The sequence below is a fragment of the Acinetobacter guerrae genome, from assembly GCF_009372255.1.
In the GTDB taxonomy this organism is placed as follows: Bacteria; Pseudomonadota; Gammaproteobacteria; order Pseudomonadales; family Moraxellaceae; genus Acinetobacter; species Acinetobacter guerrae.
This window is the reverse complement of record NZ_LXGN01000023.1, coordinates 49,598-74,518: the sequence shown is the minus strand read 5'-3', so window position 1 is coordinate 74,518 and position 24,921 is coordinate 49,598. Positions and strand designations below refer to the sequence as shown.

General features: G+C 41.6%; 23 protein-coding genes. 12 read left to right on the top strand and 11 right to left on the bottom strand.

Annotation, left to right across the window (positions count from 1 at the left end; all coding sequences use genetic code 11):
• The first annotated feature begins 1 nt into the window (after position 1).
• Genes ribD through A7A69_RS09345 form a run of 3 tightly spaced genes read left to right on the top strand, consistent with a single transcriptional unit; the run spans position 2 to position 3,081 of the window.
• Positions 2 to 1,093, top strand: coding sequence for a bifunctional diaminohydroxyphosphoribosylaminopyrimidine deaminase/5-amino-6-(5-phosphoribosylamino)uracil reductase RibD (ribD, locus tag A7A69_RS09355; RefSeq protein ID WP_187349211.1), 1,092 nt, complete (start codon positions 2 to 4; stop codon positions 1,091 to 1,093).
• Positions 1,090 to 2,382 carry a DNA adenine methylase gene (locus tag A7A69_RS09350; RefSeq protein WP_120370611.1) on the top strand — a complete coding sequence of 431 codons (1,293 nt, stop codon included), beginning with the start codon at positions 1,090 to 1,092 and terminating at the stop codon, positions 2,380 to 2,382. The genes ribD and A7A69_RS09350 overlap by 4 nt, the downstream gene beginning before the upstream one ends.
• 39 nt (positions 2,383 to 2,421) lie before the next feature.
• Positions 2,422 to 3,081 (top strand): riboflavin synthase, encoded by a 660-nt coding sequence (locus tag A7A69_RS09345; RefSeq protein WP_120370612.1) that lies wholly within the window; start codon positions 2,422 to 2,424, stop codon positions 3,079 to 3,081.
• A 51-nt stretch (positions 3,082 to 3,132) separates the two neighbouring features.
• Here A7A69_RS09345 and A7A69_RS09340 read toward each other — a convergent pair whose 3' ends face one another.
• From A7A69_RS09340 to A7A69_RS09325, 4 genes are all read right to left on the bottom strand, one after another.
• Positions 3,133 to 3,351 carry a hypothetical protein gene (locus A7A69_RS09340; protein ID WP_004995372.1) on the bottom strand — a complete coding sequence of 73 codons (219 nt, stop codon included), beginning with the start codon at positions 3,349 to 3,351 and terminating at the stop codon, positions 3,133 to 3,135.
• Between the two features lie 137 nt (positions 3,352 to 3,488).
• Positions 3,489 to 4,100 carry a cell division protein BlhA gene (gene blhA, locus A7A69_RS09335; protein ID WP_187349209.1) on the bottom strand — a complete coding sequence of 204 codons (612 nt, stop codon included), beginning with the start codon at positions 4,098 to 4,100 and terminating at the stop codon, positions 3,489 to 3,491.
• A gap of 29 nt (positions 4,101 to 4,129) precedes the next feature.
• The gene (locus tag A7A69_RS09330) at positions 4,130 to 4,537 is read right to left on the bottom strand and encodes a DNA polymerase III subunit chi (RefSeq protein ID WP_152877178.1); all 408 of its coding nucleotides are present in this window, start codon (positions 4,535 to 4,537) and stop codon (positions 4,130 to 4,132) included.
• A complete protein-coding gene (locus A7A69_RS09325) occupies positions 4,530 to 5,978 on the bottom strand; it encodes a leucyl aminopeptidase (protein WP_120370615.1) in 1,449 nt (482 codons plus the stop codon). The genes A7A69_RS09330 and A7A69_RS09325 overlap by 8 nt, the downstream gene beginning before the upstream one ends.
• Positions 5,979 to 6,137: 159 nt before the next feature.
• Between A7A69_RS09325 and lptF the strand changes: the two genes are divergently transcribed.
• From lptF to A7A69_RS09305, 4 genes are all read left to right on the top strand, one after another.
• Positions 6,138 to 7,241: an LPS export ABC transporter permease LptF gene (gene lptF, locus A7A69_RS09320; RefSeq protein WP_151981852.1), complete on the top strand. Its 1,104-nt coding sequence runs from the start codon at positions 6,138 to 6,140 to the stop codon at positions 7,239 to 7,241.
• Entirely contained in the window at positions 7,241 to 8,311 is a 1,071-nt protein-coding gene (gene lptG, locus A7A69_RS09315; protein ID WP_152877176.1) for an LPS export ABC transporter permease LptG, read from the top strand. Before lptF ends, lptG begins: the two co-directional genes overlap by 1 nt.
• A 131-nt stretch (positions 8,312 to 8,442) precedes the next feature.
• A complete protein-coding gene (gene gpmI, locus A7A69_RS09310) occupies positions 8,443 to 9,993 on the top strand; it encodes a 2,3-bisphosphoglycerate-independent phosphoglycerate mutase (protein ID WP_152877174.1) in 1,551 nt (516 codons plus the stop codon).
• Positions 9,994 to 10,004: 11 nt separating this feature from the next.
• Complete coding sequence (locus A7A69_RS09305; RefSeq protein ID WP_152877172.1) at positions 10,005 to 11,183, top strand: S41 family peptidase; 1,179 nt, start codon at positions 10,005 to 10,007, stop codon at positions 11,181 to 11,183.
• A gap of 19 nt (positions 11,184 to 11,202) precedes the next feature.
• Here A7A69_RS09305 and A7A69_RS09300 read toward each other — a convergent pair whose 3' ends face one another.
• From A7A69_RS09300 to gacA, 3 genes are read right to left on the bottom strand one after another with little or no spacing between them, the layout of a single operon-like run.
• Entirely contained in the window at positions 11,203 to 12,633 is a 1,431-nt protein-coding gene (locus A7A69_RS09300; RefSeq protein WP_120370619.1) for a sigma-54-dependent transcriptional regulator, read from the bottom strand.
• A 19-nt stretch (positions 12,634 to 12,652) separates the two neighbouring features.
• Positions 12,653 to 14,221, bottom strand: a complete 1,569-nt coding sequence (locus A7A69_RS09295) for an ATP-binding protein (protein ID WP_152877170.1) — start codon at positions 14,219 to 14,221, stop codon at positions 12,653 to 12,655.
• Positions 14,222 to 14,248: 27 nt separating this feature from the next.
• The gene (gene gacA / locus A7A69_RS09290; protein ID WP_004995355.1) at positions 14,249 to 14,884 is read right to left on the bottom strand and encodes a response regulator transcription factor GacA; all 636 of its coding nucleotides are present in this window, start codon (positions 14,882 to 14,884) and stop codon (positions 14,249 to 14,251) included.
• Positions 14,885 to 15,097: 213 nt separating this feature from the next.
• Here gacA and pbpG point away from each other — a divergent pair, with 213 nt between their 5' ends.
• The gene (gene pbpG / locus A7A69_RS09285; protein ID WP_187349208.1) at positions 15,098 to 16,156 is read left to right on the top strand and encodes a D-alanyl-D-alanine endopeptidase PBP7/8; all 1,059 of its coding nucleotides are present in this window, start codon (positions 15,098 to 15,100) and stop codon (positions 16,154 to 16,156) included.
• 93 nt (positions 16,157 to 16,249) lie between these two features.
• On the opposite strand, the gene thrC is transcribed toward pbpG, so the two are convergent.
• The 4 genes from thrC to xerD form a co-directional block, all read right to left on the bottom strand.
• Positions 16,250 to 17,389, bottom strand: a complete 1,140-nt coding sequence (gene thrC / locus A7A69_RS09280) for a threonine synthase (RefSeq protein WP_120370622.1) — start codon at positions 17,387 to 17,389, stop codon at positions 16,250 to 16,252.
• A 109-nt stretch (positions 17,390 to 17,498) separates the two neighbouring features.
• Entirely contained in the window at positions 17,499 to 18,800 is a 1,302-nt protein-coding gene (locus A7A69_RS09275) for a homoserine dehydrogenase (RefSeq protein WP_187349207.1), read from the bottom strand.
• Positions 18,801 to 18,936: 136 nt separating this feature from the next.
• A complete protein-coding gene (locus A7A69_RS09270; RefSeq protein WP_120370624.1) occupies positions 18,937 to 19,752 on the bottom strand; it encodes a DsbC family protein in 816 nt (271 codons plus the stop codon).
• Between the two features lie 153 nt (positions 19,753 to 19,905).
• Entirely contained in the window at positions 19,906 to 20,826 is a 921-nt protein-coding gene (gene xerD, locus A7A69_RS09265; protein ID WP_120370625.1) for a site-specific tyrosine recombinase XerD, read from the bottom strand.
• A gap of 148 nt (positions 20,827 to 20,974) precedes the next feature.
• On the opposite strand from xerD, the gene A7A69_RS09260 reads away from it, so the two are divergent.
• From A7A69_RS09260 to murD, 4 genes are all read left to right on the top strand, one after another.
• On the top strand, positions 20,975 to 21,241 hold the full coding sequence (locus A7A69_RS09260) for a FeoA family protein (RefSeq protein WP_120370626.1): 267 nt from the start codon (positions 20,975 to 20,977) through the stop codon (positions 21,239 to 21,241).
• Positions 21,238 to 23,094: a ferrous iron transporter B gene (gene feoB, locus A7A69_RS09255; RefSeq protein ID WP_152877165.1), complete on the top strand. Its 1,857-nt coding sequence runs from the start codon at positions 21,238 to 21,240 to the stop codon at positions 23,092 to 23,094. Before A7A69_RS09260 ends, feoB begins: the two co-directional genes overlap by 4 nt.
• Before the next feature lie 32 nt (positions 23,095 to 23,126).
• Entirely contained in the window at positions 23,127 to 23,378 is a 252-nt protein-coding gene (locus A7A69_RS09250) for a DUF6587 family protein (RefSeq protein ID WP_120370628.1), read from the top strand.
• Between the two features lie 176 nt (positions 23,379 to 23,554).
• Positions 23,555 to 24,901: a UDP-N-acetylmuramoyl-L-alanine--D-glutamate ligase gene (gene murD / locus A7A69_RS09245; RefSeq protein WP_152877163.1), complete on the top strand. Its 1,347-nt coding sequence runs from the start codon at positions 23,555 to 23,557 to the stop codon at positions 24,899 to 24,901.
• The last annotated feature ends 20 nt before the right edge of the window (positions 24,902 to 24,921 follow it).

Below are 24,921 nucleotides of genomic sequence, written 5' to 3'. Positions count from 1 at the left end.
AATAAGTCACTTAGATCAACAAGATCATTATTGGATGACGCAGGCTTTGGCCGAGGCGAAAACGGCAGTTTATCGTACACGTCCCAATCCTGCTGTAGGTTGTGTCATTGTAAAAAATGATCAGATGATTGGTCGCGGCTCAACGGCACCAGTTGGTGGTTCACATGCTGAAGTATTTGCATTGCGTGAAGCAGGCGATCAGGCAGAAGGTGCAACCGCTTATGTGACATTAGAGCCTTGTGCACATTTTGGTCGAACGCCACCGTGTGCGGAAGCATTGGTACGTGCGAAAGTTAGCCGTGTGGTAATTGCAACACTCGACCCAAATCCATTGGTTGCAGGTAAGGGACAAAAAATATTAAACAATGCAGGGATTACCACACAGGTTGGTGTACTTGAGCAGGAAGCTATAGAGCTAAATCGTGGTTTTTTAAAAGTCATGGCAGGTGGCTTGCCCTATGTCCGTCTTAAGGTCGCTTCGAGTTTAGATGGGCGAACCGCAATGGCATCAGGCGAATCGAAATGGATTACAGGCGTTGATGCACGTCTGGATGTACAATATTGGCGGGCACGTTCAGCCGTGGTGATTACAGGCATACAAACTGTACTTGCAGATGATTGCCAGCTCAATGTACGCGCACTTGCCACAGTCGATGACATTTCTGAAATTGTTCAGCCTAAGCGTTTGGTGCTAGATCGTCAGGGGCGCTTACCACTGACTGCCCATATTCTACATGCGCCTGAGAGCTTGATGGTGATGGGGCCATTTCGTCAGGAACTTGCAGACTTAGGTGTGATACAATTGCCTGTTCAATCCTTACGCGAACTTCTTGCTACCTTGGCTAAGGAATATCATTTATATGATGTGATGGTCGAAGCAGGAACGACTCTAGCGACTGCATTTTTACAGGAAAAACTGGTCGATGAAATGATCAGCTATGTTGCTCCCACATTACTGGGGCAATCGGCACGTGCCATGTTTAGCGCTGATTTGCACAAAATGTCAGAGCAACTTCGATTTAAGCTGTTTGATGTGACTCAAATTGGTCAGGACATCCGCTTAAGACTTATCCCGATTCAAGAGACATTATGAATTCAGAGGCTTCGGTTTACCACAAACGCCGTCATGCGGCACGAACCACAGATGAATATCTATTTCACCAGTTGGTACCCTATCTGGGCAACAAACGCAGATTATTGCATCTGATTTTAGAAGCACTGGAAATTACGGGAACGCTTAACAGTAAAAAGAAGAATCCACCAATTTTTGCTGATTTTTTTGCAGGCAGTGGTGTCGTTTCTCGTCTGGCACGACAAAATGGGTATCGCGTCATTGCAAATGATTGGGAGCCTTATAGCCATGCGTTAAACCATGCGATATTAGCTTGTGTCGATGCCCCTGCATTTAAAGAGTTGGGGGGATATCAAAAAGCCATTGATTACTTAAATCGCTTGCCTGAAGTAAAAGGCTGGGTGACGCATAATCTGTGTCCACGTAATGATGATATTTATGATCCAACACGTGACAGGCTGTTTTTTAAACGTCGTAATGGCATGCGCATTGATGCGATTCGTCAGCAAATTGCGACATGGCAGGCGCAAGGCGCAATTAACGATGTGGAAATGAGTGCATTGTTAGCTCCGTTGCTGTATTCCGCCAGTTTTGTTAGTAATACCAGTGGGGTCTTCAAAAGTTTTCATCAGGGCTGGGGCGGTAAAACCCAGACGGCTTTGGAGCGTATTGAATCTTTACTTTGGCTGACTCCAAGTCGTTTTTGTGAGATTGGCGATGCTAAACGTCCTGCTGCGGAAATGTGGTGTGTCGATGCACAACATTTAGCCAATCAAATGAGTGGCTTTGAGGTTGATATTGCCTATCTGGACCCGCCGTATAATCAGCATGCTTATAGCAGTAATTATCATGTTTTGAATGCTTTGACCCTTTGGGATCAGGTCGATTTACCATCGCCAGATACTAAAGGCTACAAGAGCGGAATTGATCGGGCGTGGCGTAAGGAAAGACCGAGTCCGTATAACTCATCCAGACATGCCAAAGATGCTTATGAAAAATTACTGGCGACGATTAACGCACGTTATATTTTGACCAGCTATTCGACTGATGGGAATATCGATCCTAAAGATTTACTTACTGCCAATTTGAAACGCGGCAAAGTGACCTTATTAACACAAGATGTGCCACGTTATCGAGTCAGTAAACAACGTCAGTCTGAACGTGCTCGGGTACTTGAGTTTATCGTGATTACCGATACGCATGCCAAATCAGGGCCGCCACTGCGTCAGCTTTTAGGACAACTGTATCACTTTGCAGAATTAGGTGGTGTCGATACGTCTGGGCCAAGTACTCAGCTTGCACTTTGGTAAGCAATACATTTATGCAAAATCAATATTGGGAGCACCATCATGTTTACAGGCATTATTGAAAGTTTAGGCAAAGTTGAAAGCCTGCAAAATGTAGGTGGTGATGTACGCTTACGCATTCAAACTGATCTGGATATGTCCGATGTACATTTGGGAGATTCGATTGCGACCAATGGTATTTGTCTGACTGTGATTGAATGGGGAAGCAATTGGTATGCCGCAGATGTATCACGTGAAAGCCTTAATCGGACGACACTTGGACAATGGCGAGTCGGTCAGCCTGTCAATGTTGAGAAAGCCATGTTGCCAACCACACGTTTTGGTGGACATATTGTCAGTGGTCACGTTGATGCAATTGGAGAGATTACAGTCGTCCGTGAAGATGCTCGTTCGATTTATTATGAAGTGACTGCGCCTGCGGAAATTGCCAAATATCTGGCAGAAAAAGGTTCAATCACTGTGGATGGTATTAGTCTGACGATTAACCATTTGCGGGGCAATATTTTAAGCCTGAATTTAATTCCCCATACTGCTGAACGCACTAATATTTCAACATGGAAAACTGGAGCAAAAGTGAATCTGGAAGTTGACGTATTAGCTCGCTATATCGAACGTTTATTATTGGGAGATAAAGCGGCAGAGCAGGGGCAATCTTCTGATATTAGTATGTCTTTTTTAGCTGAAAATGGTTTCTTAAAATAAAACGTTGTTGAAATATTAAAAAATGCCCAGCCTTTAAACTGGGCATTTTTATTAGTGTTTGGTCACGGTCAATGACGTTGAACCCAACCACGATTTAAGGGTTTCTGGTATCGCTACGGAAAAAGTACCATTTTGCGATTCCTGTTTCAGGAAAATCGAAAGAGAGCTGAAGTCATCACGACTCATGTATAAGTCCTGAGCAGATAAAGTCCAAGTCTCGCCTGTCGTTAACTGGGCAATCTGTGCGGAGATATTGCTAAGTATATTCATGAATGTTTCCAGAGATGAGTCAAATGTTTAACAGCATGTTAAAGTTCATCGCAAGCGCGATATGACTATCATGTGACAAGGATATGTCAGTTTTATGACAATCTGGAAAAAATAACTAATTGAATAAAATATACATTCTAAAAATTTGAGTTTTTTAGAATGTATTCGATTTCTTCTTGTGCTGCTGTATGCAGTTTGGCTCTAAATACCGTTACGGCCTGTTCAATGAGACTATCTGCCTCAAGTTCCAGACGTAAACGTAAGCTTTCCAGTTCAGACTGAATTTGATCATCTGATATTTGGTGGCGGGCATGTGAATAATCTATTGCTACCTGCTCTGGGTTTTGATGATAACGAGCAGTCTGACTTTCAATCTCTTGTTGGATATGACTGCGTAAAGCCATTAACTCATGAGTTTGTTGTTGAAACTTATGAGCTTCATCCGCTTGTAGTGACGCTGCATATTGAGCTTGTTGTTCGCGTTTTTCTGCAAGCGATTGTTCAAGTGCTTGCTGTTTACGAATACGCGCTTGTTCAATCAATTCTGCTTTTAAATCAGCATAAGCTTGATCAATTTTATCCAAAGAGCTCTGTTGTGATTTTTGGTCTTGTATTGTCCATGTTTCAATGACCGTTTGTGGCAGTAATAAATCACAAATTCGGGCAAGATCATCCTGATAAGTTTGACGAACCGTTTCTGGCGCGTTTAACCAACGTTTTTTAAAATCCTGACCGACATTGAGTGCCACTCGCCATCTCCTTACATTTTAATGGACTTTTACAGTTTAAAGGTGCGGGGTTCGATCCCTAAGCGACGATAAAATTTAAATTTTTCTCGTCCAAGTTGTTTTGCAGCTTCATTATTTTCAATAATCTCAATAATGTGACTAAACTGCTCAATTTGTTCAAGTGCCTGATTGTTAAAATTAAACACAAACCAGTCAGATTGATCTGGTAATTGAGCGGAGATACACACAGAAGCATGGACTTGATCTATACCATGTGCAATAAAACTTTGTGGGTCAAATGACCACAAAGCATCATCAAGCTCGCGCTGTAATTGTTGATCTTGACAATACCACCAAATTTTACTTTGCTTTCTCAACAATTTACGAGATAAACGGCAAGCACTATCGACTTGCCGTTCCTGACTGGTTTCAAATAAATAAAAGCTGATATTAGCCATGCGCTTTAACGCGATTTGCTAAAAACTGTACTAAAAGTGGTACAGGGCGACCAGTTGCGCCTTTGTTTGGACCAGATAGCCAAGCAGTTCCAGCGACATCTAGATGTGCCCAACGATAGTCACGGGTAAAACGTTGTAGGAAGCAGGCTGCGGTAATTGCACCACCATAAGGGCCGCCAATATTGGCGATATCAGCAAATGGTGAATCGAGTAATTCCTGATAGTCATCACTCACAGGCATACGCCAAACGCGGTCAAAGGACTGTTCACCTGCCTGTAATAATTCATTCGCCAATTCATCATCAGGTGAGAATAAACCACTTAACACTTTACCTAAAGCGACCACACAAGCGCCTGTTAAAGTTGCTATATCAATTACCAGTGCAGGATTAAAACGCTGAATATAGGTCAAAGTATCACACAATACCAAACGACCTTCGGCATCGGTATTTAAGATTTCTACAGTTTGTCCGCTCATGGTGGTGACGATATCACCTGGACGAGTTGCTTGTGCAGATGGCATATTTTCTGCCGCAGCAATTGCACCGACCACATGAATCGGTAAACGTGCTTCACACAAGGTACGAATGGTGCCCAAAACAGAAGCAGCACCACACATGTCAAATTTCATTTCATCCATGGTTTGTGCAGGTTTGATCGAAATCCCGCCAGTATCAAATGTTACACCTTTGCCCACTAATACCACTGGTGCTTGATCTAGTTTGGCATTGTATTCCAATGTAATCACACGTCCGGGACGTGCAGAACCTTTGCTTACAGCAAGAAAAGCATTCATGCCTAAATCGGCCATTTGCTGTTCATCTAATACCGTGACTTTGAGTAGATCTGGAAACTCATTTGCAAGTGCTTTTGCTTGATCGGCTAGGTATTCTGGAAAACAAATATTACCCGGTCTGTTTCCTAGATCTCGAGCCAATGCCTGACCAGATTGTAAAGCTTCAATTAGTTGTAGCTGTTCCGTATTTAAATTACTATTTGTGCTGACCAGATTGACTGTTTCAAGAACAAACTCATTCTTTTTCGATTTAAATTCATCGAAACCATACGCAGCTTGTGACAGGCTGAGTGCAAAAATATAGTGGAACTTTGCGGGAAGTGCTGAAATATCGATATGAATTTGTTTAAATTTGGTTTGTGTGGCTTTAATGATGCTGTGCGCCAGTTTGGCTATTTTTGCTGTTTTGAGTTCAGCCGCATCGCCTAAACCGAGTAAAGTGACATTTGGATTTGTCGCTAAATTTCCGATAAGAGGCAAGCTTTCATTAAAGCTTGCCTTATAATGTGCCTGTTCAAATATTTTTTTTAATTCATTGGTTTGATAGGTTTTTTCAACGCTTTTAATGTCGGTGTTATCGACCAAAATCGCCAAAAAATCAGATGATGCATTTTGTGGCAATGAGGAATTAATCGTATATTTCATATGCGGTCTGGATGCCTATTTAAATATGTTCATTGATGCGTACCATTGAAACACTTTCCTGACATCAGTTTCAATTGGCAAGCGCATGATAGGTTTTATATTTTTAACATTCGGGTAAACTATGATGTATTCCGTTTGTCCATTTTGGAAGAATTCACTTTGATTATTCGGCGTTATCTCGTCAAGCAAGTTGTGTCAACCAGTTTGGTTGTGGTCAGTATTTTGACGCTGATTGTACTGGGTGCAAGACTAATCAAGTATTTTGGAGTCGCTGCACAGGGACGTCTGGATGTGAGCGTTCTGTTTAGTATTATTGGTTACCGCTTGCCAGAATTTCTGATCTTATTGCTACCACTCAGTTTTTTTATTGGCTTGATGCTGGTATTTGGTCGTTTATATGTCGAACATGAAATGGCGGTACTTAATAGTAGTGGCGTGAGTAAACATAAACTTGCTCGTTTGATGTTGCCGATGACTTTGGTCTTTGTCATTGTCGAGATGATATTAATGGTTTGGATCTCGCCATGGGGTTTACGTCAGTTTAATGAACTGTCATCAACACAAGCTTTACGTACAGGATTCGATTTGGTACGGCCTAAAGAGTTTATTTCATCTGGGCCATACACAATTTATGCGGGTTCTTTGTCAGAAGATCGAAAAAATCTTAAAGATATTTTTGTGTATGTGAAAGCAGATAAAGCAGGTAAACCTGATCAGCTTGTTGTCGCCAAAGAAGCGACTCGTGTGGAAATGGCAGATGAAACTGCGAGTGTGGTCGATCTTACTCAAGGTCGCCGTTATGAGATTTATCCTGGAACAGCCAAATATGTACAAGCTGAGTTTCAGACTTGGCGCTTTCGTATTGAAAATAACAAAGAAGCAAAGTATGACTCCAATGATGTTTCAGCTTTACAAATTTCAAAGCTTTGGGAAAACCGTAACGATCCAGTGATTGCCAGTCAGTTAGGGTGGCGAATTTTCGCACCATTTTCGATGTTTGTCGCATTGGCGCTTGCGGTAGCATTGTCAGAAGTCACGCCGCGACAGGGGCGTTATCTCAAATTATTTCCTGCATTGATGATTTTTGCCAGTATGATCGTTTTGCTTATTGCAGCACAAACTCGTATTAGTCGTGGTGAGTTTGGTATTTGGGTTTATCCTGCCATTTTAGTCAGTTATTTTGTGGCAGCCATGCTGTTCTCCAGAAAGCAAAGTCTTGCACCGAAGATCAAACGTAAGATCAAACAAGTGAGATCATCATAATGTTAGCCCAAAAAATATTAGCCAGATATGTGACCAAAACGACCACACTGATGATGTTGGGAACTTTATTGGTATTGGTATTCTTGTTTGTTCTATTTTCCTATATTGGTGAACTGGGTTCACTCAAAGAGGGTTATGGTGCGTGGGATGCTTTTTTATATGTGATGTGGGATTCACCGCATAATGTCATTAAACTCATCCCGATTGCAGCCTTAATTGGTGCTGTACTTGGTTTGGGTTCAATGGCGTCTAACAGTGAACTGATCGTGATGCGCGGCTCTGGTGTGAGCTTGTGGCGAATTGTCAGTTGGGTGATGCGACCTGCCTTTTTATTGGTGATTTTGTCTTTTTGTATCAGTGAATGGGTGATTCCATATACCACTGAACAAGCAAAGGGAATTAAAAATCAAAGTACTGTTGCTGCTTTAGGTGAGGTACGTGGTTATTGGACTAAAGAAGGTAATAATTTTTACTATATCGATTACGCCAATTCCAAAGGCAACCTAAATGGTGTGCAGGTTGCTGCATTTGACAAGGATTATCGACTTGATTCTGTTGTACATGCGCGGCAGGGAAAATTTATCAAAGATGGCGAATGGACTTTACAAGATAATCAGCAACTCAATATTTTAGATAATGGTGATGCGACATTTCAGAATATTCCCCGTAAAGATATGGCTTTAGCATTGCAACCCAAATTTGTACATATGGTCACACTTGATCCAGAGGAACTGGCTCCAAGTGAGTTGGTCGGCTTCATGAAATATATGAGTGAATATAGTCAGGTGCCAAAAACCTATCAGCTTGCTTTCTGGAAAAAAGTGGGTTCACCGTTTTCATTAATTGCCCTAACCTTAATTGCCTGTTCCTTTATTTTTGGCCCATTACGCCAACAATCGATGGGTTTTCGTTTAGTGATTGCTCTGTTTGTTGGGTTGAGTATTTTTTATTTACAGGACTTTTTAGGCTATGCCAGCCTAGTGTATTCACCGTCACCCGCATGGTTTATTTTTATTCCGATCCTGTTCATGTTCGGCGCGGGTAGTTATTTATTATATCGCGCACGGTAATGTTTAAACACTTATCGATTGTTGAATCGAATCATGCTAAATGAGTAAAGTTATCATCTGTGCATAGAGTCTTGGACTAAAATTCGGTAAGATAGTGCGACGAAATTGTAGACAAAAAAAGAGTATCAATCATGACGGATGCAACTGCTGGCAAAATCCCTCACGTTCTTGTGATTATGGATGGTGTGGGTCATCGTGAAGCGGTCGAAGATAATGCTTTCTTAGCAGCAAAGACACCTAATCTCACGATGATGAAACAAAAGCATCCGCATGGTTTAATTTCTGGTTCTGGCGAAGATGTTGGCTTACCTGATGGTCAAATGGGTAACTCTGAAGTCGGTCATATGAATCTGGGTGCAGGTCGTGTTCTGTATCAGGATTTTACGCGTATTACCAAAGAAATACGCGATGGTGCTTTTTTTGAGCATGAAGTGCTCGTTGATGCTGTTGAAAAAGCCAAAGCAGCAAATGGTGCAGTTCATATTATGGGGCTGTTGTCAGAAGGCGGTGTACATTCGCATCAGGATCACATCATTGCCATGTGTGAACTGGCGCTAAAACGTGGTGCTAAAGTCTATTTACATGCCTTTTTAGATGGTCGTGATACACCACCAAAAAGCGCACAGCCATCTTTAGAAAAGTTAGATCAAGTCTTTGCGCAATATCCAGATCAAGGTCGTATTGCAACCATGATTGGACGTTATTTTGCAATGGATCGCGACAATCGTTGGGATCGTGTTGAGCAAGCGTATCGTTTACTCACTGAAGGCGAAGCGGTTCGTGTAGTGAATAGTGCTGTTGAAGGTCTTGAACAGGCCTATGCGGCAGGTGAAAGTGACGAGTTTGTCAAAGCGACGCGTATTGGCGAGCTTGCCCGTATTCAAGATGGAGACAGCGTGGTCTTTATGAACTTCCGTGCAGACCGTGCGCGTGAGTTGACTCGTGCTTTTGTAGAAAAAGATTTTTTAGGATTTGAACGCAAGGTTGTTCCAGCATTATCTAAATTTGTCATGCTAACTCGCTATCAAGCCAGTATTAATGCGCCAGTAGCATATATGCCAGAAGATTTGAAAAACTCAATTGGGGAATATTTATCTGATTTAGGTAAAACTCAGTTGCGTATCGCAGAAACTGAAAAATATGCCCATGTGACCTTTTTCTTTAGTGGTGGTCGTGAAGATGAATATCCAGGTGAAAAACGCATTTTGATCCCATCTCCAAATGTCGCGACGTACGATTTAAAACCTGAGATGAGCGCCTACGAAGTCACAGATGAATTAGTGAATGCAATTAATTCAGGTGAATATGATTTATTGGTCGTGAATTATGCCAATGGTGATATGGTTGGACATACAGGCATATTCGATGCGGCTGTAAAAGCTGTTGAAGCGTTAGATACTTGTCTTGGTCGTGTATATGAAGCAGTTATGGCAAACAACGGCCATATGTTGATTACAGCCGATCATGGTAATGTAGAGCAAATGCAGGATTATCACAGTGGTCAGGTGCATACTCAGCATACTACCGAAGCGGTTCCATTTATTTATGTTGGGCCAACTCAAGCAGTCATCGCTGAAGGCGGAATTTTGGCAGATGTAGCCCCTACATTATTGCATTTGATGCATATTCCCGTACCTGCTGATATGCAGGGACGCAACTTATTGACCTTGACCAGCGAATAAAAGGTGACTGAATGACGCAACACATGAAATTGGGTGCAATCTTTGCAGGCATTTTAATGTGTTGCAGTGGGTATTCTACATTTGCTGCGCCAATTGAGGCCGCAAGTGGACTGGATTTTGATGAAGAAACTGAACAGCATTTCGTTGAAATTCCAGTGGATTCCATTCAGCAATTTGTTCAAATTTATGGCATCGTCAAAGATAACTATGTCGATGTCAAACCTGATGATGCATTATTTCAGCAAGCGATAAAAGGTCTTGTGGGGGGCTTGGATCGTTATTCAAGATATTTATCTCCTGAAGATTATAAGCAATTGGTTCAATATACCGAAGGTGATTTGGCATCAGTTGATTTTTCACTCGTATTTGAGCAACATACCAAGCAATGGCAGATTCGAGATTTAAAAGAAGGCTCAGATTCCTATAAATTAGGTCTAAGAAACGGTCAGAATGTTCTCAAAATTGATGATCAAAGCATTCAAAACCTGAGCCACGAACAAGTACATGCACTTTTATACGGTACGATTGGTTCCACTGTACAAATGCAAACATCATTGATGAGTACACCGCAGACCTTAGTGCGTAATAAGAAAATGGAAGCTGATATTCAGCCGATACTGTTACATAATCAGGTTTTGGTTTTAAAAGTTAAAGTTTTTCAGCAAGATACTGCAAACGAAATTAAACGATTTTTAGAAGAATACGATGTATCCAAACTCAAAGCAGTATTGATTGATTTACGTAATAATCCAGGTGGGTTGCTTTCTGCGGCAGTTGAAACAGCAGATTTATTTTTAAATCAGGGGATTATTGTTTCGACTAAAAGTCGTTCAGAAGGTAATCAACAATTTCAGGCTTTGCCAAGTAGTGAATTTCAAAAAGTTAAATTAGGAATTTTGATTAATCATCGTTCCGCATCTGCGGCTGAGGTTTTTACGGCTGCTATGAAAGAGCATAAACGTGCATGGGTTGCGGGTGAAAAAAGCTATGGTAAAGGTGTGGTACAAAAATTATTTCCATTACCAGATGGTGCAGCTTTGCAAATGACCGTATCGCACTATTACACACCGAATGGTTCCATGATTGAAGGTAAAGGCATACAACCTGATTTGTTGTATCCTTTACCTAATGAAATGCGCGATGAAAGCTATCTGGATAATGTTGCAGATTTGCTGCTGAAACAAAAATAATCTATCGCTTATACCTGATTTAAATTTCTTCTGTATCAAGTCCAAACTTTTTGAGGCGATAACGTAAAGATCGAAAGGTCATCCCTAATTTTTTGGCTGCAAGTGTACGATTCCAATGTGTAAGATTTAATGCATTCAGTAGAATCTCTTTTTCAATTTTTTCCAGATATTGTTCCAAGCCCTCATGGGGGAGCTTACTGCCAGTTAATGTCGCAGGCATTGGACTGAGTGTGTCGGTGCTAGAGTGATAACTGGAAGGACTATTTGCGGTGGTGGTTGCTTGGCTATAACGAAAAGGGGCAGTTTGTAAGTGTGGCAAATCGATTGACTGATCGTCACTCAAGGTAATCGCGCGTTCCATCATATTGCGTAATTCGCGGACATTCCCTGAAAAATATTGCTCTAATAGAAATGCTTGGGCACGTTCAGATAGCGTCTTGGAAGGTATTTCCCATTCTGAACAGATTTTATGAATAAAGTGATTAGCCAGTATTAAAATGTCTTGTCCACGTTCACGCAATGGCGGTAATTCAAGATCCATCACATGAATACGGAAAAATAAATCCTGACGGAATTTGCCCTGTTGTACTAAGAAGTCTAAATCCTGATGGCTGGCACTAATAACACGAAAGTCGACATCAATTTCATGTTCAGAACCTATTGGACGAACCTTTTTTTCTTGTACCGCACGTAGTAATTTAACTTGCATATTCAAGGGCAATTCGGCGATTTCATCCAGAAATAAACTGCCACCATGTGCAGATAAAATCAGCCCTTGTTTGTCTTGAGTCGCACCGCTAAAGCTTCCTTTTTTATGACCGAATAACTCACTTTCCAGAAGTTCACTAGGAATAGCACCACAGTTGATCGCGATAAAAGGGCCTTCGCTACGATTACTCAAGCGGTGTACCAGATTGGCGACGACTTCCTTGCCTGTCCCAGATTCCCCTGTGACAAAAACAGGGGCTTGCGAGCGAGCAATTTTCTTAAGCGTTGTGCGCAAATGCTGAATCGGTGCAGAACGTCCAATTAAGAGTTTATTTTCGAGACTATCTTCATCATTGGTGATCTGTTTTTGAGGTCGATTAAAAGCTTTTTGTAATAATTGTTCTAAATGAATTTGATTGACTGGCTTACTCACAAAATCAAAAGCGCCTGCTTTAAGTGCAGCAATCGCAATATCCATATTGCCATAAGCGGTTAAAACTGCGATAGGTAAATGACTCCACTGCTGTGTGACATAATTTACCAGATCAAGCCCGTTGCCATCAGGCAGATTTAAATCTGTTAGACAGGCATCATAATTGTTGTTTTGCAAGAGTTCTTTGGCTTGTGCAATTCGATAAGCACTATGCGTTGCAATCCCCATACGTGCCAGTGTCATTTGCATTAACGCGCAGAGATCTTCTTCATCATCAACCAGTAAAACCAGCGGTTGTTTATTCACCATAACCCCATGAAACCCAATATTATTTATCTTTTGTTGAGCATTGAATTCTAAAGCATGCCCCTTTTTCTTGTTCCACATAACTGAGTTTGGCATGATTGGCTTCACACAGACTATGGGACAAATATAATCCTAAACCAGTTCCCTTGATTTCGGTACTAAAAAATGGCTTAAATAGTTGCGATATATCACGTTTTTCCACCCCATTGCCAAAATCTATCACATCAATAAACACATACGGTCGAACAGCGTGCACTGATACAATAATTTGATTCACAGTTGGATCATTGTGATGTAGCGCATTGCGAATCAGATTAATTAACACTTGAGTAAGTTGCTTGTGGTCAAAGTAGATCGTAATATTTTCTGCTATACCTAAATGAATTTTATTTTGAACATCGGCTAAATCCTCGGTGATTAAATGATGCAGAAAGTTATCCAATTCAATGAGCATGGGGTGAGTGCTGTCATTGCGCGCCATACGCAAGGTGTCTTCAATAATGTCATTAATTCGTTGTGATTGTTTGCCGATCATTTTTTGCAGCAGATGTTGTTGTTCGGGTTCACTCCCTCGATACAGTTCATTCGCTTGTACAATCGCTGCCAATGGATTACGAATTTCATGCGCGATACTGGCAGAAAGTTGACCTAAAGCAGCAAGTTTGAGTTGTTGAACCTGTTGATTGAGTTGTTGTACATCTTGTAGTCGCAATAAAATCAAAGCTTGTTGCGGTACGATTAATCTTTGCACTTTAATATGAACGTTATAGGTCGATAGTTGCGACTCAAAAATAAATTGTTCGCCGTCATCTAAAGGAGCAAATCGTAGTAACTCAAATAAATCGGGCTGAGTTTTGGCCAAAGGAAGTTGTTCATGAGCAAATAATGGCGGAATGCCCAACAACGTACAGGCTGCTGGGTTACTTAGAACCACATGATAATTTTCATCTAAAACCAGATAACCATCATCAATTTGTTCTAAAATATAACGATTAATATTTTGAAGTTGATAAAGCGCTTGTGATTGACGAAAGCTAATATTTTCCAGAATTTTAAAATGTTTTACAGCAACCTGACCAATGCCATACATGACAAAAAACAAAAAGGCGAGTAGGGCACTATTACCTATGGTATTTAAATTATTATAGTCAAAAAAGCTTGAAAAAAATTGTTGATAAATAAGTGAAATGACTGCAAGTAAAGTGATCACCAAAGATACTTTACGGCGTAGCAAAATCGTGGCAGAAAAAACTGTAATTACATAGAGCAAGCTAATATTTAAATTCGGAGCACCTAAAGAAAAAGTGAGAAGCCCTAATGCAACCACATCAATCACAAATAATAAAATCAACTGGCGATCAATGTGTTGCGGATAAAATTTAAAAAACAAAAACTGAATCAGACTAATGCCACAATATCCGACCAATGTATAAAAATATAAAACGGGCTGATTATAATCTGCACTGAGCTGCTCAGAAATGAGCTGAAAAATAATGATCAAACCCGTGATAATAAGCAGGCGATATAGGGTGTACCACAAACCTAAACGATAAATCGTATAGGCGAGCGGCGTAGAAGTTTGCGCCTGCATTATCTTATTGAACTCTTGATAATAATATTAAGGTTTAATGAGCCCATAACGAATGGCGAGATGGGTGAGTTTGACATCACTATCGAGATCTAGCTTTTCAAAAATACGATAACGGTAAGTATTCACAGTTTTCACACTCACAAAAAGCTTATCAGCGATTTCCTGTGCGCTGATGCAATTGACCACCATCATTGCAACCTGCATTTCACGTTCAGATAGTGCATCAAAAGGCGATTGCTGAGTATCTGATAAGTAAGAACTGGCGAGTTGTTCCGCAATGTCTGCACTAAAATATTTTCCACCTTGCATCACTTTATTAATGGCTCTTACCATTTCGGTAATGGGAGCGCCTTTAGTGATATAACCTTTAGCCCCAGCTTTTAATAACAAAGATGGATAAGGTTCTTCTGCCAGACCACTCACCGCAATAACTTTTGTCTCAGGTGCGGTTTGTAATAAACGCCGTGTGGTTTCAACACCGCCAATACCAGGCATATTGACATCTAGAAGTACGACCTGTGGATGTTGCTGACGTACAATGGCAATCGCTTCTTCACCTGATTCTGCCTGCCCAATCACTTCAACACCAGTTTGATCTTCTAGCATACGACAGATCCCTGTGCGTACTAATTCATGATCATCAACCACTAATACTGTGATCACGCTGGCCTCCTTGGACTAAAAAAAGATGTTTTTTTGTTACATAAAGCAAAATTTACTTGCAATGTAATGACAAAATTAGCAATCCTATTCACATAAGTTTGAGAGAATAGTTGTACACAGTGCTGCCGTCATTATTTGCATGCCGTTACTCCAAATGTAAGGCATAATGTAGGTAAGAAGCAAATCTGTGTACCCTGAGTTGAGTAATTGATCGTGAAAAATTCTAAAAAATCATTAATGCATGTTTTGAGCATGTCGGTTTTATTTGCACTAAGCTCGGCGAGCTTTGCTGAGATTATTGTCAATCCTTCTACGGGTGGCGGATCTGCAGCATTAAATTGGTCATCTGATCAAGCAAGCCAGCTTTTAAATGATGATGGTGAGCTTGAACCAAGCCCGCAAGGTTCGACTAGTATTAGTACCAGTGTACGTAGTAGTGCTACACCAACGTCAAGCATAAATACTTCAATTTCGTCTACACCGAAAGTCGTGATTCGTGACACGGGTGGCTATGGTTCTCAGCCTTCAGTAAATGCTCGTGCAGCGTTAGTGATGGATGCACAGACGGGTGAAGTACTTTACAGTAAAAATACGAATACAGCCTTTCCTATAGCGTCTTTGACTAAACTGATGACGGCTGTTGTGACTTCAGATGCACGTCTAGATATGTCTGAAGAAATCACCTTACAGCAAATCGATTTTGCGGGTGCGGGTGGCAAAAACTCTAGCTCAACCCTACGTGCGGGCGATACGATGAATCGTGCTGAAGTGTTGTTGTTTGCTTTAATGAAGTCTGAAAACCCTGCGGCCGCAGCACTTGCACGAACCTATCCAGGTGGACGTAGTGCTTTTGTGGCTGCGATGAATGCTAAAGCGCGTCAGTTAGGTATGACTTCAACTCACTATGTCGAGTCTACAGGATTGGATCCGCATAATGTGGCTTCTGCACGTGATCTGGGAATTTTAGCGAGTGCAGCATCTCAATACGGTTTGATTCGTCAGTTTTCAACTACACCGACCTATGACTTTAATCTAGGATATCGTGTACTTAAATCTAACAACACTAATGCATTAGTGCGCAATGGTGGCTGGAATATCAATCTGTCTAAAACGGGTTATATTAATGAAGCAGGGCGTTGTGTTGTGATGCATACGACAGTGAATTCGCGACCAGCAGTAGTGGTATTATTGGGAGCTTCGAGTTCACAGGCACGTACCAATGATGCAACTAATTTATTGACTTGGTTATCTCAGCAGCCAAAACGTCTTTAAAATTATTTAAAATCGCATTTTTTTTAGATTTACGATCAATATTGAAATAAAAAACCAGTTGGAAACAACTGGTTTTTTATTTCAGGTCTAAACTTACATATTTGACAGAATAGAATCTTTGACTTGAGTCATAGTTGCATCAATAGATAGCATGACTGCATCTGCACATTGCTTGATTGCAGTATCAGGGTCTTTTAAGCCGTTGCCTGTCACTGTACAAACAATCACAGAACCTTCTGCAATTTTACCCGCTTTGATATCACGAATCGCACCACCAATAGATGCAGCAGAGGCAGGTTCTACAAACACACCTTCGTACATAGACAGTAAGCGTTGTGCTTCAAGAATTTCGCTATCCTGAAGTTCATCAAACCAACCTTTAGAATCACGAACAACTGCTTTGGCATGATTCCAGCTTTGTGGATTACCAATACGAATGGCTGTTGCTACAGTTTCAGGTTGTTCAACAGGTGCGCCACGTAAGAAAGGAGCAGCGCCAGATGCTTGATAACCCACCATAGTTGGTAAGCCTTCTGGTTTAGGGCCTGTGAATTGATCTGTTGCGGCATCATAAATGACTTGTTCAAACTGATCCGCAGGCTGATTCGCCACTGCTTCGGTATAACCCATCCAGTGTGCAGTAATGTTTCCAGCATTACCGACTGGTAAGCAGTGATAATCTGGCGCACGGCCCAATGCTTCTACGATTTCATAAGCAATGGTTTTTTGACCTTGTAAACGGTAAGGATTGATTGAGTTTACAATGGTGACAGGAGCCTGATCAGCCACTTCTTTCACCAGACGCATACCATCGTCAAAGTTACCACGGATTTGCATGGTGATTGCACCATACATCATGGCTTGCGCCATTTTACCCATCGCAATTTTGCCTTCTGGAATTAAAACAAAAGCCTTAATGCCTGCACGTGCAGCATAAGCAGCAGCAGCAGCAGAAGTGTTACCTGTAGATGCACAGATAATCGCTTTAGAGCCTTCTTCAACTGCTTTAGTCACAGCCATGGTCATGCCGCGGTCTTTGAATGAACCTGTTGGGTTTAAGCCTTCATACTTCACATAGATTTCAACATTTTTGCCAATCAGACGTGGAATATTCTCTAGTTTAATCAGTGGGGTATTCCCTTCTCCTAAAGAAATAGCACGTGTCGTTGCTGAAACTGGCAAACGGTCACGATAACGATCAACTAGACCGGTATAACGATTGGCATTAGACATGATGATGTTCCAAATGTGAGGTAGAGAGAAAATCCCTCCCAACCTCCCTTTTACAAAGGGGGGAGTTCCTCCTCTTTATTAAAGAGGGGAGTGGGGAGATTTAAACTGTTTAACTATCCAGCGATTCTAAACGAATTCGTACGATTTCGCCATGAATTGCAGGTAAAGCCTGAATTTTGGCAATCGCGTCATCCATTTTTGATTCAACCACTGGGTCAGTTAAGATAACGATCGGGATTAAGTCTTTTAAGCGAGATTGTTGCATGATTGCATCAATGCTGATGCCAGCACGACTGAGAATAGTGGTGATATCTGCAAGTACGCCTGTCTGGTCTTCGGCATCGACACGTAGATAGTAGCCAGTGGTCATCTCTTCGCGTTTGAGGATAGGTAAATCTGTCAAAGCTTCAAAAGCCAATTGAGGAATCGTTCCTGCACCATCTTCAGTGTAAGAAATATCGCGTACAATATCCACGATATCGGCAACTACAGCAGAAGCTGTTGGGCCTGCACCTGCGCCTGCACCATAATATAATGTTGGGCCAACGGCATGAGCTTGTACAAGCACCGCATTTTTGACTCCATTGACATTTGCAATCAATTGTTCTTCTGGAATAAGTGTTGGGTGAACACGAAGTTCAATACCATGTTCAGCACGGCGTGCAATACCGAGGTGTTTAATACGAAAGCCAAGATCTTCTGCATATTTGACATCCTGAGCAGTAATCTTGCTAATGCCTTCGGTGTAGACCTTGTCAAACTGTAAAGGAATACCAAACGCACACGAAGCTAAAATCGTGAGTTTATGAGCTGCATCAATGCCTTCCACATCAAAAGTTGGATCGGCTTCGGCATAACCGAGTTCCTGAGCTTCTTTAAGAACATCGGCAAAGGCACGACCTTTATCACGCATTTCGGTCAGGATAAAGTTACCTGTACCATTAATAATGCCTGCAAGCCATTCAATACGGTTTGCTGCCAAACCTTCACGAATGACTTTAATAATTGGAATACCACCTGCAACTGCCGCTTCATAAGCGATTTGTACGGCATTGTCTTCGGCGGCCTTAAAGAGTTCGTTGCCATGTTCTGCAAGCAAGGCTTTGTTGGCAGTAACGACTTGTTTGCCATGTTTAATGGCTTCCATAATTACTTCATAGGCAGGATGGAGACCGCCCATAACTTCAACTACCACATCAACATCAGGCTGACGTACGATCTCCATGAGGTCTGCGCTTTGCTTGATACCTTCTAATTCAAGATCTGGACGGGGGCGGCGAGTGCCAACATGGGTAATTTGAATTTCACGGCCGGTGCGACGTTTAATTTCAGCAGCGTTTTCTTGTAATAGTTTAAGGGCTCCACCACCAACGGTTCCAAGACCGAGTATTGCCAGACGAACTGGTTTCACGTCACACTCCATACATGCATTAAAAAATAAACAAGGCTAGATCATAGCTAAAAAAAGCGCCAGACTCTAGGGCGAAGTATGCTTTATCTTCGCCCTGCGTCAAATTTTTAGAAATTATGGTAATGACTGTGAATATTTATTTTTCCAGTCGTTTCATCAACTCATCAGGAGTCAGATAACCCCCTAGATATTGTCCTTCACTGTTGTAAATAGCAGGCGTTCCATTGACTCCAATATTTAGACCCAATTGGTATTGTTCACGAACAGGATTTTTACATTGGGCTGCTTGTACAGGTAAACCTTGAACAGATTGGTCAAATGCAGACTTACGATCTTCACTACACCAGATCGCTTCCATCGTTGGCATAAATTGTTCACCACGTGGCCATGCAATATAACGCACCTCGATTCCTTTACTATTAATCTCGGCTAAATGTTCATGCAATTTGTGGCAATATGGGCAGCTTGAATCGGTAAACACATAAATCACATGTTTGGCTTTACCGTTGCTGGCTGGATAAACAATCAAGTCTTCAGTTTTGAGCGCAGAGAACCGCTTTTTATTTTCTGAAGATTGCAGTGCATCACCAACATTGGTCAACTCTTTATCACCCAAACGAATGACTTCACCCTGAATAATATATTTACCATCACTGGTGGCATATACTGAACTCATGCCTTCAAGATTAACCCAATATAAATTTGGAACTTCAGTCGGTTTGATATCAAGCACTTTGGCATTAATATTGGCTTTTTGAAACTGTTGTTGCAGTGTTGTAGCCAAACGCTGTTGGGCATTACGTTCAGTTAACGTTGATGCTTCTCCAGTCGCAGGCGCACTAGCTGTTAAGGTATCTTGTTTTTGTGCTGAGTTTTCTTTAGAGCAAGCAGTAAGGGCGAGAGTTGTTGCCACAGTACATGCTAAAAAAAGACGAGATCGGGTAAACAACATAGACAACCCTTTATCAAAATTCTATGTGGAAAGGGCTAAGAATAACAAAAAAAAGAATGGGCTATGTGTTTTATTCAATATGAACTGTAAAAAATAATGGATATTTTTGTAGAGTTGGTCACATTATTTTGATTGGTCTTTAGTCGTTTGTATCTAGCCGCGTGGATGATGTTGGGCATGCAACTGTTGCATACGAACTTGAGCGACGTGGGTATAAATTTGCGTGGTGGATAAATCACTATGTCCCAACAGCATTTGTACTACACGTAAGTCTGCCCCATGATTCAGCAAATGTGTGGCAAAAGCATGGCGCAAAGTATGTGGAGATAAATCAGCTTGAATGTTGGCTTGCAGGGCATAACGCTTAATCGCGTACCAGAAATTTTGTCGACTCATAATGCCGCCATGTTGGGTGAGAAACAAATAGTCAGTGCTGGTTTTATATAAATGAGGGCGTGATTGTGCTAAATAACGCTCGATCCAGTCGGTCGCGAACTGTCCCATTGGAACTAGACGCTCTTTATTGCCTTTGCCTGTAATACGCAAATAACCCTGTTTTAAATTAATTAAATCTAGTCGCAGATTTAAGAGTTCTGAAACACGTAAGCCGCATGCATATAAAACTTCTAGCATGGCACGGTCACGTAATCCCAACGCATTCTCTGTATTGGGAGCCTGTATAAGCGCTTCGACATCTTGTTCAGACAGATCTTTAGGCAATGCACGACCAAGTTTTGGACTTTTATGATTTGCCATGGGGTTATCTGTTCTTAGCTTTTGTTCGCGCATAAATTTATAAAACTGACGCAAAGCAGACAGACAACGTGCAATAGAACGTGGACTTTTGCCGAGTTTGGTCAGTTCAATCATGACATCTGAAACGTCATCACTTGACCAATTGGTCAAATTAACAGCAGACAGGCTGCCGCATTGGATTAAATCGCTTAAATAAGCATTGCGAGTATGTGGACTCACACTCTGAGCCACCAAATAATCACGAAAACCCTGCAAAAAACTAAATTGTTCAGGGATGTGTACGGCCGCTGGAATTCGTGGTTTCTTGGTGATGGTCATTTTGTTTATCTCTTGAATGATCAGTACTTTAGGTGAAAATTTTCAACCTGTCGAGAGGCAGATCATCATGAGAATAGTAATTCTTCCTTATTTGTTAATTATTCTCATTTGACGTTATACTATACAAAAGAGTTCAGGATCAGATGCGGTGCGTTTATCACAGTTAAAAGTTAAGCAAACTGCCATCATCACCAAGGTCAATCGTACCGTAGATGGCAATGCAGATCAGCAAGACCTTGTCGCAAGTCGCTTGGAAACCCTCGGTTTTGTTCCCGGTGAGAAGGTTGAAGTAATCACCAAAGGCGTATTTGGAGGGGATCCAATTCTCGTTCAATTGGGTTTTACTCGTTTCGCATTGCGTAAAATTGAAGCTGAAAAAATTGAAATTAGCCAGAACGATGGAGTTCCAGCATGAGTGAAGCTCTTCGTATAGCCCTTGTTGGAAATCCGAACTGTGGTAAGACCTCTTTATTTAACCAGTTGACAGGGACTCGCCAAAAAGTAGCGAACTATGCTGGCGTGACTGTAGAGCGTAAAGTTGGTTTTTTTGAGTTGCCGTCTAAAAGATCGGTACGGGTACTCGATTTACCTGGAACCTATAGTTTAAATGCGACCAGTCCTGATGAAGCCATTACTCGCGATGTTTGCTTGGGTAAAATTGAGGGTGAAGAACAGCAAGATGCTTTTTTATGTGTGGTTGATGCCACGAACCTGAAGCTGCATTTAGGGTTGGTGCTTGAAGTTTTAGAGCTTGGTCGTCCAGTGCTGGTCGTGTTGAACATGATAGATGAAGCGCGTCGCCGTGGGATTCAGGTCAACGCACAAAAACTCTCTGAGCGTTTAGGGGTTCCAGTCGTTGAAACAGTCGCTGTGCGAAATGCAGGCGTTGAAACGCTCAAGACTGCACTCGATCAAAATAAATTTAGCGTCCCGCATACTGAATTAAGTGGGCTTAAGGGTAGCCATCACCAGAAAATTGAAACCATTCTGAATGATGTCGTGCATTATGTTGATCAGGAAGATAAGCGTTCTGATTTTCTGGATAAAATCTTTTTACATCCCGTTTTAGGCTTATTAAGTCTTGCGATTTTGATGTTTGTAGTATTTCAGGCGGTATTTGCTTGGGCTGCACCATTTATGGATGGCATTGAAGCCTTTTTTGGTTGGTTGGGTGAAGTGGTTGGTGGTTTTATTACTCAGCCTTTGCTGCATAGTCTGGTGGTCGATGGAATTATTGCAGGTGCAGGTGCGGTTGCAGTATTTCTGCCGCAGATTTTGATTTTATTCTTTTTTATTTTGGTACTTGAAGAATCGGGTTATTTACCACGTGCGGCTTTTTTACTCGATAAACTGATGTTTAAAGCCGGCTTAAGTGGTCGGGCTTTTATTCCGCTATTGTCCAGTTTTGCCTGTGCTATTCCTGGCATTATGGCAACGCGTAGTATCAGTGACCCGCGTGATCGTTTTACTACGATTATGGTCGCACCACTGATGACGTGTTCAGCGCGGTTACCAGTTTATGCCTTGTTGATTGGTGCATTTATTCCAAGTCAAACGGTATGGGGCATTTTTAATCTGCAAGGACTGGTGTTATTTGGTCTGTATATGGCAGGAATTTTGAGTGCGTTGATCGTTTCTTTTGTGATGAAATTCTTACAGAAAGATAAGTCACAACATGCTTTACTTATGGAATTACCAAGTTATCGATTTCCAAACTTTAAAAGTGTGGGTATTGGCTTGTTGGATCGTGCCAAGATTTTCTTGAAGCGTGTGGGCGGTATTATCTTCGCGTTATCTGTACTGCTATGGTTCTTGTGTACTTTTCCACAACCCCCTGAAGGCGCGACTTTGCCTGCCATTGATTATAGTTTTGCTGGGATGTTAGGTCACTTAATTCAACCGATTTTTGCACCGATTGGATTTAGTTGGCAAATTTGTATTGCTTTAATTCCTGCTATGGCTGCCCGTGAAGTCGTGGTTGCGGCACTGGGAACTGTTTATGCACTTTCAGCGACTGGAGGAGATGATGCGGTCGCGCAAAGTCTGACTCAGTTAATCAGTGCACCAGATACAGGTTGGTCACTGGCAACAGGGTTATCTTTACTGGTGTGGTTTATCTATGCACCTCATTGTTTAGCGACTCTGGCAACAGTGCGCCGTGAAACGGGTTCATGGAAAAATGTGGCGATTATGACTGCTTATTTGTTTGGACTGGCATATCTCATGTCGTTTATTACTTATCAGGTTGCATCACGTATTTTTGTTTAAAGCTTTTATTCATAAGCTAAACGGAGGCTGAAATGATTGAGTATCTGATTATTGCGGTGTTGGTCATTTGGAGTGCGTTAGTTGTATTTAAAAAGGTATTTCCTAAAACATCCAATGCAACCTTTGCTGCGTTGTCAGCTTTTTGCGAGCGGCAAGGTTGGCAATCAGCGGCAAAATGGCTTAAACCTAAAATGTCGGTAGGTTGTGCAGGTGGTTGTGGCTGCTCGACTGAAGATAAGCCAATGATGAAGAGTAATGAAGTTAAACCTGTGAAATGGCATTAATCATTTTATAGATAAGATATCCAACAAAACAAATTGTTTAAAAAGCCATCAGATTGATGGCTTTTTTACGCGCTGACACAAAAAACGATGAATAACATGAAAACTGAAAAAGTATTCAAAACTTAGAAATGCTACCATTTTGGCATTCAATTCAGGCATCGAAATGCGGAGCAAACATGCTAATACAACGGGGTGGATTAAAAGTCGTGGCAGGGCTTGGAATTTCAGGCGTTTCTGCGGTCAATTTTCTGCATGAACAGGGTTATCGTGTCGCGGTAACTGACTCACGTGAAACGCCACCCGGTCATGATCAGATTCCTGCCGAAGTCAAAACTAGCTTTGGTCAATTGGATATGGAATTGCTCCTACAAGCAGAAGAAATTATTCTAAGTCCAGGACTTGCACCACAGCTTCCGCAAATTCAACAGGCAATTGCGAAAGGTATTCCAGTTGTTAGCGATATTCAATTGCTTCGCCGTGCCACAGATGTGCCGATTGTTGCAATTACGGGTTCAAATGCAAAAAGTACAGTAACAACATTAATTGGGCAAATGGCGCAGGATGCAGGGCGTAAAGTGGCTGTGGGTGGAAATTTAGGTCGTCCTGCGCTTGATTTACTTAAAGATCAACCTGAGCTGATTGTACTCGAATTATCCAGTTTCCAGCTTGAAACGACATCTAACCTGAATGCGGCTGTGGCAGTTGTGTTGAACATGAGTGAAGATCATCTGGATCGCCATGTTGATATGTTCGGTTACCATAAAGCAAAGCACCGTATTTTTCAGGGTGTAAAAAAAGTTGTTTATAACCGTGATGACAGTCTGACTCGACCTTTAGTTCCAGATCAAACGCCAATGCAAAGTTTTGGTTTAAATGCGCCTGATCTTAATCAATACGGCATCTTACGTGAAGATAATGGCGCGCTATGGTTGGCGCGAGGTCGTGAACGTCTGATCAAAAGCTCCGAACTGTATATTCAGGGTACGCACAATGTGGCGAATGCACTGGCATGTTTGGCATTGGGTGAGGCGATTGGTTTGCCACGAGATTCGATGCTTGACACTTTAAAACAATTTAAAGGCTTAGAACATCGTTGTGAATATGTCAAAACAGTGCATGGTGTACGTTATTATAATGATTCTAAAGGTACAAATGTCGGTGCGACGCTCGCAGCGATTGATGGTTTAGGCACCGCAATTGAACCTCAACAGGCAAAAGTGGTGGTAATTTTAGGTGGACAGGGCAAAGGTCAGGATTTCAGCTTACTTAAAGCTTCGGTTGCTAAATATGTAAAAGCAGCGATTCTGATCGGTGAAGATGCGCCAATATTGCAAACTGCCTTACAGGGCAGTACCGAGCTTATTCAGGCACAAAGTTTGAAGCAAGCGGTCGAATTGGCTCAAGCTAAAACAACTGAACATGATGTTGTATTATTATCCCCTGCATGTGCGAGTTTTGATATGTTTACAGGCTATCCAGACCGTGGGCATCAGTTTGTTGCCTGTGTAAATACACTGGTTTAATCAGAACAAGAAAATAAGGA